10 protein-coding genes are annotated in these 11835 nt (G+C 40.1%); 7 read left to right on the top strand and 3 right to left on the bottom strand.

Annotated elements, in window-relative coordinates; translation table 11 throughout:
* Positions 1-199, bottom strand: a 199-nt coding sequence (locus AB5935_RS16325; RefSeq protein WP_368327488.1) for a hypothetical protein, incomplete at its 3' end; no start/stop codon positions are given.
* 427 nt (positions 200-626) lie between these two features.
* On the opposite strand from AB5935_RS16325, the gene AB5935_RS16320 reads away from it, so the two are divergent.
* From AB5935_RS16320 to AB5935_RS16295, 6 genes are all read left to right on the top strand, one after another.
* On the top strand, positions 627-2123 hold the full coding sequence (locus AB5935_RS16320) for a 2-isopropylmalate synthase (RefSeq protein ID WP_005840837.1): 1497 nt from the start codon (positions 627-629) through the stop codon (positions 2121-2123).
* 11 nt (positions 2124-2134) lie between these two features.
* Entirely contained in the window at positions 2135-3517 is a 1383-nt protein-coding gene (leuC, locus tag AB5935_RS16315; protein ID WP_007836683.1) for a 3-isopropylmalate dehydratase large subunit, read from the top strand.
* 13 nt (positions 3518-3530) lie between these two features.
* Positions 3531-4127 (top strand): 3-isopropylmalate dehydratase small subunit, encoded by a 597-nt coding sequence (leuD, locus tag AB5935_RS16310; protein WP_007836685.1) that lies wholly within the window; start codon positions 3531-3533, stop codon positions 4125-4127.
* Positions 4106-5641: an alpha-isopropylmalate synthase regulatory domain-containing protein gene (locus AB5935_RS16305; protein WP_007836687.1), complete on the top strand. Its 1536-nt coding sequence runs from the start codon at positions 4106-4108 to the stop codon at positions 5639-5641. Before leuD ends, AB5935_RS16305 begins: the two co-directional genes overlap by 22 nt.
* A gap of 103 nt (positions 5642-5744) precedes the next feature.
* Positions 5745-6806, top strand: a complete 1062-nt coding sequence (gene leuB / locus AB5935_RS16300; RefSeq protein WP_007836689.1) for a 3-isopropylmalate dehydrogenase — start codon at positions 5745-5747, stop codon at positions 6804-6806.
* A gap of 131 nt (positions 6807-6937) precedes the next feature.
* Positions 6938-8083, top strand: a complete 1146-nt coding sequence (locus tag AB5935_RS16295; protein WP_038608731.1) for a TlpA disulfide reductase family protein — start codon at positions 6938-6940, stop codon at positions 8081-8083.
* 68 nt (positions 8084-8151) lie between these two features.
* On the opposite strand, the gene msrA is transcribed toward AB5935_RS16295, so the two are convergent.
* Positions 8152-8637, bottom strand: coding sequence for a peptide-methionine (S)-S-oxide reductase MsrA (msrA, locus tag AB5935_RS16290; RefSeq protein ID WP_007836691.1), 486 nt, complete (start codon positions 8635-8637; stop codon positions 8152-8154).
* 117 nt (positions 8638-8754) lie between these two features.
* On the opposite strand from msrA, the gene AB5935_RS16285 reads away from it, so the two are divergent.
* Positions 8755-9609 carry a tetratricopeptide repeat protein gene (locus AB5935_RS16285; RefSeq protein ID WP_007842235.1) on the top strand — a complete coding sequence of 285 codons (855 nt, stop codon included), beginning with the start codon at positions 8755-8757 and terminating at the stop codon, positions 9607-9609.
* Positions 9610-9720: 111 nt separating this feature from the next.
* Here the strand turns inward: AB5935_RS16285 and recQ are convergent, their stop codons facing one another.
* Positions 9721-11538, bottom strand: coding sequence for a DNA helicase RecQ (gene recQ / locus AB5935_RS16280; RefSeq protein WP_007842237.1), 1818 nt, complete (start codon positions 11536-11538; stop codon positions 9721-9723).
* Positions 11539-11835 lie beyond the last annotated feature (297 nt).

Genomic DNA, 11835 nt, shown 5'->3' with positions numbered 1-11835 from the left:
GTAGGTAGCTGCCGTTTTTGATTGAAGCCTCCGGACTTGAAGAAGTTCCGGAGGCTTTTTTTTTGTATCCACGTGTGAATTTACATCCACGTGTGGCTGGCTCCGCCGTTTCCCCGGGCCTGCCCGGCTGGCTCCGCCATGCTCCTTCTCCGGCGGGAAGCAACCCCGGAAGTTTTGCCCTGTAGCGGGCAATGTTCATGTCTATGTCATAAAGTGAGTTTAATTTGTGTCAATTCAATTGGGCCTCTATATCTAAAGTGATCTATAACTTTGGAGATACACTTCTATAGAGATACTTGTAGATGTATATCTTCCTATAAACTGTTACTCTAAAAATAGAATAAATAAAAAATCGTAGTTTATATTATGAAAAAACTTTCATTTTTATTTTGTGTTTAGAAAATAATCTCTACCTTTGCAACGTTTTAGATAAAATAAGAGATAAACAATGAACCAAGGATTTATACATATTTTGCTATGCGGCATTATTATTCTACTGGCAAAGTCAGCAGGAAGTGAGTGTTGTGCATAAAAGTATGTGTGAATAATGATATACGAAAGCCTTTCTCACTTCCTTGTGTGAAAGGTTTTTTTTATGAATGTAATAATGTATAAAATTGAAATTTATGAGTGACAGATTATTTATTTTTGATACCACTCTTCGTGATGGCGAACAGGTTCCGGGATGTCAGTTGAATACAGTGGAAAAGATTCAGGTGGCTAAGCAGTTGGAGGCTTTGGGAGTGGATGTGATTGAGGCAGGATTTCCTATTTCAAGTCCGGGGGACTTCAATTCAGTAATTGAAATTTCTAAGGCTGTTACTTGGCCAACCATTTGCGCGCTGACTCGTGCAGTTGAAAAAGATATCGATGTAGCTGCTGACGCATTGAAGTTTGCCAAGCACAAACGTATTCATACTGGCATTGGAACTTCAGATTCTCATATCAAATATAAATTCAATTCTACTCGTGAAGAAATTATTGAACGTGCGGTGGCTGCTGTGAAATATGCACGTCGCTATGTAGATGATGTGGAATTTTATGCGGAAGACGCAGGACGTACGGATAATGAATATTTGGCTCGTGTGGTAGAAGCTGTTATTAAAGCGGGAGCGACAGTAGTGAATATACCTGATACTACAGGTTATTGCTTGCCTGAAGAGTATGGGGCGAAAATTAAATATTTGGTAGATCATGTAGATGGTATTGATAAGGCTATTATTTCTACTCATTGTCATAATGATTTGGGTATGGCTACTGCTAATACGATTAGTGGTGTGTTAAATGGAGCACGTCAGGTAGAAGTGACTATCAATGGTATTGGAGAACGTGCTGGTAATACTTCCTTGGAAGAGGTGGCAATGATTGTCAAATGCCATAATGATATTAATATTCAGACAAATATCAATACTCAGAAGATTTATCCGACTAGCCGTATGGTGTCAAGTTTGATGAATATGCCGGTTCAGCCGAACAAGGCAATTGTGGGACGCAATGCTTTTGCACATTCATCCGGTATCCATCAAGATGGTGTTTTGAAGAACGTACAAACATACGAAATTATTGACCCGAAGGATGTGGGCATTGATGATAATGCTATTGTTTTGACTGCTCGTAGCGGACGTGCTGCGTTAAAACATCGTCTTCATGTTTTGGGAGTCGAACTGGAGCAGGACAAATTGGATAAGGTATATGAGGATTTCTTAAAACTGGCTGATAAGAAGAAAGATATCACAGATGATGATATTCTGGTATTGGCAGGTGCCGATAGAAGTGTTAATAACCATATTAAACTGGATTACTTGCAGGTAACAAGCGGAGTGGGAGTTCGTTCGGTGGCAAGTTTAGGGCTGAATATTGCAGGAGAGCACTTTGAAGCTGCTGCCAGTGGAAATGGACCGGTAGATGCTGCTATCAAGGCTTTGAAAAAAATTATTGACCGCCACATGGTGTTGAAGGAATTTACGATCCAGGCTATCAGTAAAGGTAGTGATGATATGGGTAAAGTACACATGCAGGTGGAATATGACGGACAGATGTACTATGGTTTCGGAGCGAATACAGATATTATCGCTGCATCAGTAGAAGCATATATTGATTGTATCAACAAGTTTAAAAGATAATAATACGTAAAATGGCTAACACATTATTTGATAAGATTTGGGATGCCCATGTGGTACAAAAGGTTGAGGACGGACCTACTCAGCTTTATATAGACAGGCTTTATTGTCATGAAGTAACTAGTCCGCAGGCTTTTGCGGGACTGCGCGCACGCGGGGTGAAAGTCTTTCGTCCGGATCATGTATATTGTATGCCGGATCACAATACTCCGACACATGACCAGGACAAACCGATTGAGGATCCGGTTTCTAAAACGCAGGTGGATACTTTGGCAAAGAATGCCAAAGATTTCGGTTTGGCTCATTTCGGTATGATGGATAAAAGAAATGGTATTATTCATGTAGTAGGTCCGGAAAGAGGGCTGACTTTGCCGGGGATGACAATTGTTTGTGGTGACTCGCATACTTCTACCCATGGTGCGATGGGAGCTGTTGCTTTCGGTATTGGAACCAGTGAAGTAGAAATGGTGTTGGCTTCACAATGTATCTTACAATCTCGTCCGAAAACCATGCGTATCACTATTGATGGCGAACTGGGTAAAGGAGTGACGGCAAAAGACATGGCTCTTTATATGATGTCTAAGATGACAACCAGTGGTGCTACTGGATACTTCGTGGAATATGCCGGTTCAGCTGTCCGTAACTTGAGTATGGAAGGACGTCTGACTTTATGTAATCTGAGTATTGAAATGGGGGCACGTGGTGGCATGGTTGCTCCTGATGAAGTGACTTTTGAATATATAAAAGGCAGGGAACATGCTCCGAAGGGTGCGGATTGGGATAAAGCGGTGTCTCATTGGAAAACATTAAAGAGTGATGATGATGCTGTATTTGATAAAGAGGTTCGTTTTGATGCAGCAGATATTCAGCCGATGATTACATACGGAACGAATCCAGGAATGGGTATGGGAATCACTGAACATATTCCGGTAGATGATAAAAGTGCTTCTTTTAAAAAGTCTTTGGACTATATGGGCTTTCAGCCGGGAGAATACTTGCTAGGTAAGAAAATTGATTATGTATTTTTGGGTGCTTGCACTAACGGACGAATTGAGGATTTCCGTGCCTTTACCTCTTTAGTGAGAGGGAAAAAGAAAGCAGATCATGTGATTGCATGGCTGGTTCCAGGATCATGGATGGTAGATGCACAGATTCGTGAAGAAGGTTTGGACAAAATCTTGGAGGAAGCAGGATTTTCTATCCGTCAACCGGGATGTTCTGCTTGTCTGGCTATGAATGATGATAAGATTCCGGCCGGAAAATATTCGGTATCTACTAGTAACCGTAATTTTGAAGGACGCCAGGGACCAGGTGCTCGCACGTTGCTTGCCAGTCCGCTGGTAGCTGCTGCTGCGGCAGTGACCGGTGTAATAACAGATCCTAGAGAACTAATTTAAAAATGCGAAGACAATGAAACAGAAATTCAATATCATAACAAGCACTTGCGTACCCCTTCCTTTAGAGAATGTGGACACAGACCAAATTATTCCGGCCCGTTTCTTAAAGGCGACAACTCGTGAAGAGAAATTCTTTGGTGATAATCTGTTCCGTGACTGGCGTTACAATCCAGATGGTTCTCTTAACAAGGATTTTGTATTGAATAATCCTACTTACGGTGGACAAATCCTTGTGGCGGGAAAGAATTTCGGTTCTGGTTCCAGCCGTGAACATGCTGCATGGGCTATCGCCGGATATGGTTTCCGGGTAGTTGTGTCCAGCTTCTTTGCTGATATTCATAAGAATAATGAATTAAATAATTTTGTACTTCCGGTGGTGGTGAGTGAAGGATTCTTGAAGGAACTTTTTGATTCAATTCATGCAGATCCAAAAATAGAGGTGGAAGTAAATTTGCCTGAACAGACTATAACCAACAAGGCTACAGGTAAAAGCGAACATTTTGAAATCAATGCATATAAGAAACATTGTTTGATGAACGGGTTGGATGATATCGACTTTTTGCTGACCAACAAAGACAAGATAGAAGCATGGGAAAAAGCGTCAAAATAGAAATCATGGACACAACACTCCGCGATGGTGAACAAACCAGCGGAGTATCTTTTGTACCCCATGAAAAATTGATGATTGCTCGATTGCTATTGGAAGATTTAAAGGTAGACAGGGTAGAGGTTGCCTCGGCCCGTGTATCGGATGGCGAATTTGAAGCCGTTAAAATGATATGTGACTGGGCTGCCCGCCGGAATTTGCTTCACAAAGTGGAGGTGCTCGGATTTGTGGATGGCCGTACTTCTGTAGACTGGATACAACGTACAGGATGCAGGGTAATAAACTTATTGTGTAAAGGTTCGTTGAAACATTGTACACAGCAGTTGAAGAAAATGCCTGAAGAACATATTGAAGATATTGTGAATGTGGTGCGTTATGCTGATGAACTGGATATTGCCGTTAATGTATATCTGGAAGATTGGAGTAACGGTATGAAAGACTCTTCTGACTATGTATTCCAGTTGATGGACGGATTGAAGGATACTAGCATCAAGCGATATATGTTACCCGATACATTAGGTATCTTGAATCCTTTGCAAGTGATAGAATTTATGCGGAAGATGAAAAAACGTTATCCTCATACCCATTTTGATTTCCATGCGCATAATGATTATGACTTGGCTGTGAGTAATGTACTTGCTGCTGTGCTGAGTGGGGTTAAAGGGCTTCATACTACTATCAATGGATTAGGGGAACGTGCAGGAAATGCACCACTTGCCAGTGTTCAAGCTATTCTGAAGGATCATTTTAATGCTTTGACCAATATTGACGAAAGCCGTCTGAATGATGTGAGCCGAGTGGTGGAATCTTATTCAGGTATTGTTATTCCTGCCAACAAGCCGATTGTGGGTGAGAATGTGTTTACGCAAGTGGCCGGCGTTCATGCCGACGGTGATAACAAGAATAATCTTTATTGCAATGATTTGCTGCCGGAACGATTCGGGCGTAAACGTGAGTATGCGTTGGGCAAGACTAGTGGCAAAGCCAATATTCGTAAAAATCTGGAGGATTTGGGTCTTGATTTAGATGAAGAATCCATGCGTAAGGTAACGGAACGTATTATCGAATTGGGTGACAAGAAGGAACTGGTTACTCAGGAGGATTTGCCTTATATTGTTTCCGATGTGCTGAAGCATGGGGTGGTAAGCGAAAGTGTAAAATTGAAAAGTTATATTGTGACACTGGCGCATGGACTGAAGCCGATGGCTACTGTGAAAATAGAGATTAATGGAAAAGAGTTTGAGGAGAATTCCAGCGGCGACGGTCAGTATGATGCTTTTGTGCGTGCATTGCGTAAAATTTATAAAGTGACACTGGGGCGTAAATTCCCTATGTTGACCAACTATGCGGTAAGTATTCCTCCTGGGGGCCGTACAGATGCATTTGTACAAACAGTAATAACTTGGAGTTTTGAAGAAAAAGTATTTCGTACTCGTGGGCTGGATGCTGACCAGACGGAGGCTGCTATTAAGGCTACCATGAAAATGCTGAATATAATAGAAAATGAATATGAATAATAATGGTTAGTGATTAATGGTTAGTGGTTAATGAACAGTGTTGTCAGATTTCATTAACCGCCAACTATTAATCACTGACCGCTAACCATTAATCACTAAAAAAATGGATTTTAAAATTGCAGTTTTAGCCGGTGACGGTATCGGACCGGAGATTTCAGTGCAAGGCGTTGATGTGATGAATGCTGTTTGCGAGAAATTTGGTCATAAAGTAAGTTATGAATATGCGATCTGTGGTGCGGATGCGATCGATAAAGTAGGTGATCCGTTTCCTGAAATGACTTTTCAGGCTTGTAAGAATGCGGATGCAGTGTTGTTTTCTGCTGTAGGTGATCCTAAATTTGATAATGATCCCACAGCAAAAGTTCGTCCGGAACAAGGTTTGCTTGCTATGCGTAAAAAATTGGGTTTGTTTGCTAATATTCGTCCTGTGCAGACTTTTAAATGTCTGGTTCATAAATCTCCGTTACGGGCTGAACTGGTGGAAAATGCAGATTTTATCTGTATCCGTGAATTGACCGGAGGTATGTATTTCGGAGAAAAATATCAGGATAATGATAAGGCATACGATACCAATATGTACACTCGTCCGGAGATTGAGCGTATCTTAAAAGTGGCTTTTGAATATGCTATGAAGCGCCGTAAGCATCTTACTGTAGTTGATAAAGCCAATGTGTTGGCATCTTCACGTCTGTGGAGACAGATTGCACAAGAGATGGCTCCTCAGTATCCGGAAGTGACTACAGACTATATGTTTGTGGATAATGCTGCCATGAAGATGCTTCAGGATCCTTGTTTCTTTGATGTGATGGTGACTGAGAATACATTTGGTGATATTCTGACAGATGAAGGCTCTGTTATCAGCGGCTCTATGGGATTGCTTCCTTCTGCTTCTACGGGTGAAAGCACTCCGGTATTCGAACCTATTCACGGTTCATGGCCACAGGCTAAAGGATTGAATATAGCCAATCCATTGGCTCAAATCCTATCGGTAGCCATGCTGTTTGAGTATTTTGACCTTAAGGAGGAAGGCGCCTTGATTCGTAAGGCTGTAGATGCTTCTTTGGATGAAAATGTGCGTACTCCGGAAATTCAGGTTGAAGGTGGGGCCAAGTATGGTACCAGGGAAGTGGGTGCTTGGATTGTGGATTATATCAAGAAAGCATAGAAATTTATAGGTCTTTTACGGGGAATCAGAAGTGAATGGCATTTTACTTCTGATTCTTTATTTTTATTGGATAAGAAAAAGTATATTTGATGCTGCAAATAAAACAAAGATAATAATTGAAAGACATTTAAATGAAGAATTTAGTTTATGCTTTGGTAGGAGCTGGTTTTATGATTGCCTGCCAGCCTTTGAGCCGACCGGAAATCAGCGGTACGCTGACTGGTATCGAGAGTGATACATTATTGGTACAATCTTTTCCTGTAAATGATCGTGATAGTCGTAGGACAGATACGGTTGCCATGCAAAATGGAAGTTTTGCCTTTAATTTAGGTAATAGTGTATTGAAACAGGTTTATATTTATGGTAAACCGTCAGTGAAACCCAATGAGGATGGCAGTATACCTGCCATATCGATGAAAGCTGTAAGTTTTTTGCTGTTGCCTGGCCAGCCTATAAAAATTTCAGGTTCATTGGATGAATATAAATTGGAGGGAGGTTCCTTTTATGACGATTATAATGAAGTGGTGGAGGACTGTAAAACATATAGTCATAAAATAGATTCATTGAACGTAGTCTGTATGGATATGGAGAAAAAAGGAATACCCGGAGATTCTATCCGTAAAGTTTATGCTCCAGCAAAAGAATGGTATGGAAATATTTTAAAAATAAAAAGTGACTATGTTAGGCAGAATCCGGATAAAGATGTATCAGTATATGTAATGTCACAGTTGTCAAGGGATCAGTTGGGGGATGCTTTTAATGTTTTGACTGATCGGGTAAAGGAAGGAATGATGGCTCCTTTATATCAGAGAATGAGAGAAGGATATGAGAAAGAACTGGCTCGCGATAAAGCAAAAGAAGCAATGAAACCAGGTAATCTCGCTCCGGAATTTACTTTGAAGGATTTGGATGGAAAGAATTTTGACTTATCTTCTCTGAGAGGTAAATATGTAGTGCTTGATTTCTGGGGAAGCTGGTGTGGATGGTGCATAAAAGGAATTCCCGAAATGAAAAAGGCATATGAAAAATACAAGGGAAAAATAGAATTTGTAGGGATTGACTGCAATGATACAGAGGATAAATGGAAAAAAGCAGTAGCTGAGCATCAATTGCCGTGGATTAATGTACGCAATATAGGTGAACCGGATGTGGCGGTGATGTATGGAGTAAGTGGTTATCCCACTAAATATGTGATTGATCCTGAAGGGAAAATTGCTAAACAGGTAGTTGGCGAGGACCCCGAATTTTATATGTATCTGGACGCATTGATGAAATGATGAAAGGTTTCGGATAATTATGAATAACAGAGGTGTGCCATTATTTGAACACATCTCTGTTGTTTAATTTAGAATTTTTTTACGCGTATATGACAGTAAGGTTCTCCTCCCATTTTATCGTAATAGTGCTGATGATAGCCTTCTGCTTCCCAAAATTTCTCGGCAGGGCGTAATCTGGTATTGACTCTATGACCTTTCGAGCGAAGCAGTTCGATGACCTCTTCAGCTTCGGATTTTTGTTTTTCATCCATGTAGAAAATCATACTCCGATATTGCGGCCCGAGGTCGGGACCTATTCCATCGGTTTGTGAGGGATCATGTATTTCAAAAAAAAGTTTGCACAAATCCACATAAGAAACCATGTCGGCGTCATAATCTACAAAAATAGCTTCTACATGGTGTGTCATGTGGGCTTTTACCTGAGTATATGCGGGGTTGGCTTCCGGACCACCTGTATAACCGACTGTAGTGTTTAGTACACCCGGAATACGTTCGAACTGATGTTGTACGCCCCAGAAGCATCCGGCGGCGAATATCGCTTTTTCTACTTTCATGTTCTTTATTCTTTTAAAATTGTATGCCAAATATACGGAATACCCTTTAAAACGAGAAACCTACCTTATGCTTTTTTTAATTAAACTAAAGGAATATCGTTAAAGATTCCTCTACCTTTGCAACCGGAATTAATTAATATAGAAAATCGGATGAAACAGATCGTATGTTATCTTATGTTGCTATGTGCATGTATGCAGTTGCAGGCGCAAACTTACGATGAACTGATAACCAGTGCGTTGGATGCGGCAAAAAAAGACAGTTTGACAAAATCAGAAATATTGTTCAGACAGGCATTGAAGATGGATCCTGCCAATATGCGTAATGCTTTATTGTTTACTAATCTAGGAACGGTCCAGCGGAGATTGGGGAAAATAGATGATGCTATTGACTCGTACACGTTATCCTTGAATATTACTCCATATTCTGTTGTTACATTACTCAATCGTGCTTCACTCTATTTGGAGAAAAATTTGTTTGACAGGGCTTATGTGGATTATTGTAATGTGATCGATATAGACAAGAAAAATAAGGAAGCATTACTTTTCCGGGCTTATATTTATATGCAACGTAGGGATTATAAAGGAGCGAGAATAGATTATAACACTTTATTACAGGAGGAACCGGGAAATAATACTGCACGTTTGGGCAGGGCACTTTTAAATCAGAAGGAGTTGAAGTATCGTGAATCTTTAGAAGATTTCAACAGATTGGTTTCCGATAATCCCAGAGATGTCTCTTATTTGAAAGCTCGTGCTACATTGGCTGTAGAAATGAATACGCCTGATCTGGCTTTATTGGATTTGGAGGAGGCCGCCAAACTGGCACCGGACGATGCGGAAATTTATGTGATGTGTGGTGAGATTTATTTAAGTCAGAAAAAGAAAAGAGAAGCGTATGTTGCTTTTGAAAAAGCAATAGAGTTGGGAGTGCCCCGACCGGAGTTGCAGGATAAGCTGAAAGCGAGTAAGTAAAAATGCGAACAGGATTATTGTCAGACAATCATCGTGCTTTTACAATAGGAACAGAATTTATCTGTTCCTATTGTTGGTATATGAGGGAAATAGCTTTTAAAAAAGGTATTTTCATTCTTGCAATACCTTTTTTATCAACTCTATAAAATCTTTTCCGTATTTTTCTTTCTTATATTCGCCGATACCATTGATGTTGCCGAATGCTTCTATAGTTGTAGGTTGTTGGGTGGCGATCAGGTGCAAAGTCTTGTCGGATAGAACAATATAGGCAGGTATAGCTTGCTGGTCTGCCAGTTTTTTACGCAGTACACGTAACTCCTCGAACAAGTCCTTGTTTTCATTACCAAAAGTAACCGGAGTGGGAAAGAGTACCTCTTCCTTGGCTTTCTTTTTACGTTTTTCCTTAGCAGGTATGAATTCTTCCCGTTTGATGACTACCAGCATGGCGGGTTCTTTGCCGAACAATACTTTTTGCCCGCTTTCAGTTATTTTGAGGTGATTGTTTTCATTATAGGCTATTTCGAAATAGCCTAGATTCAGCATTTGCAGCAGATAATCTTGCCAGTCGCGTGCAGGAATATCTCTTCCTGCAGCATATGTTTTCAGTTTGTCATAACCTTTGTCAATCAGTTCTTGGTTCGCTGACCCTTTCAATATGTCTATTAACATGTGGGTGCCTATTTGTTGGTTAGTTCGGGCTATTGCACTTAAAGCTTTTTGTACAATGATTGTTCCGTCAAAGCGCTCGGGGGGATTACGGCACACATCACAGTTGCCGCAATCATGGTCCATTGTCTCACCAAAATAGTTCAGCAGAATACGCCTCCGACAGATATCCGATTCAGCATATTGTTGCATTCGGTGTAATTTCTCTAAGTTAATTTCCTGCTGGCTGCTTTCTGTAGCGAATTTGGAAAGCATAACCAAGTCTCCCAGTGAATAGAACAGCAAAGTATCACTTTCCATACCATCACGTCCGGCACGTCCTATTTCTTGATAGAAACTTTCTATGCTTTTAGGAAGGTTATAATGAATAACCCAGCGTACATTGGATTTATCAATTCCCATCCCGAAAGCAATAGTGGCACACACTACCTGTACACGATCGTTTATGAAATCATTTTGTGCTTTATCACGCATATCACTGCTTAATCCTGCATGATAAACGGTTGCACGGATACCTTGTTTCATCAGCATTGCGGCCACACTTTCTGTTTTGCTGCGGCTCATGCAATAAATGATACCACATTCATTTTTGTGTTTTTCTATAAATTCAAGGATAGTCCGTGCCTTATCCTTTTGTTGGTAGCCTCTTTTTACTTCCAAACTCAGATTGGGACGATCAAAGGAAGATATGAATATTTTAGGATCTTTCAAGGCCAATTGTTGTGCAATGTCTTTTCGGGTTATTTTGTCAGCTGTAGCAGTTAATGCTACGATCGGTACTTTGGGAAACTGATTACGTAGTACCTTTAATTGGGTATATTCAGGCCGGAAATCATGTCCCCATTGTGAGATGCAATGAGCTTCATCAATGGCAAATAAAGATATTTGGATATCTTTCAACAGGAAATTTGTTTCTATAAGTAATCGTTCAGGTGAAATATAAAGCAATTTGATTTTTCCTTGAAGACATTCGCGACGTAGGTTTATATTTTCTGTTTCATTATTGCTGCTGTTCAGTGCCCGTGCTGCAATTCCGTTTGCTTGTAAACTTTCCACCTGGTCTTTCATTAAAGAAATAAGAGGTGAAACGACAATGGCCGTACCTTCCATCAGTAAAGCCGGTAATTGATAACAGATGGATTTCCCTCCTCCTGTAGGCATTAATACCAAAGTATCCTTTTGAGCTAATATATTTTGAATAATATCTTGCTGTAAAGGACGGAAACTATCGTATCCGAAGTAATTTTTTAGAGTTTGGAACATATCTGTTTATTATTTTAAAACGTAATCGGCTACAAAGGTAGTAAAATCTTTAGATTTGGTCGGGATCTCTGCCTGATAATAATAAATAAGATATACTTTTATTCGTAACTCATTTGGTTGGAAATTACTACTTGAAAGAGAAGCCGGTTATTGTAGATCGGACAAATAAACTTTTTTGCCACTTAAAAAACAAAGTGTTGTGATTATTTAAGAAATAAATTAGGCAAAAAAAGTTGCATATGAAAAAAACTTTTCCCACATTTGTCCAAAATTAGATGTTTGCATTTATATAACTAA

It is taken from the genome of Phocaeicola sp. RTP21198st1_B8_RTP21198_201120 (genome assembly GCF_040929485.1).
GTDB lineage: Bacteria > Bacteroidota > Bacteroidia > Bacteroidales > Bacteroidaceae > Phocaeicola > Phocaeicola dorei.
The sequence above is the reverse complement of the archived record's forward strand: the minus strand, read 5'-3'. Positions and strand labels throughout refer to the sequence as shown.

Bases quoted from the DNA above. Each gene is read 5' to 3' on its own strand.
- AB5935_RS16295 (WP_038608731.1), top strand. From the start codon at position 6,938: ATGAAGAATTTAGTTTATGCTTTGGTAGGAGCTGGTTTTATGATTGCC.
- AB5935_RS16320 (WP_005840837.1), top strand. From the start codon at position 627: ATGAGTGACAGATTATTTATTTTTGATACCACTCTTCGTGATGGCGAA.
- recQ (WP_007842237.1), bottom strand. From the start codon at position 11,538: ATGTTCCAAACTCTAAAAAATTACTTCGGATACGATAGTTTCCGTCCT.
- leuC (WP_007836683.1), top strand. From the start codon at position 2,135: ATGGCTAACACATTATTTGATAAGATTTGGGATGCCCATGTGGTACAA.
- AB5935_RS16305 (WP_007836687.1), top strand. From the start codon at position 4,106: ATGGGAAAAAGCGTCAAAATAGAAATCATGGACACAACACTCCGCGAT.
- leuB (WP_007836689.1), top strand. From the start codon at position 5,745: ATGGATTTTAAAATTGCAGTTTTAGCCGGTGACGGTATCGGACCGGAG.
- msrA (WP_007836691.1), bottom strand. From the start codon at position 8,637: ATGAAAGTAGAAAAAGCGATATTCGCCGCCGGATGCTTCTGGGGCGTA.
- leuD (WP_007836685.1), top strand. From the start codon at position 3,531: ATGAAACAGAAATTCAATATCATAACAAGCACTTGCGTACCCCTTCCT.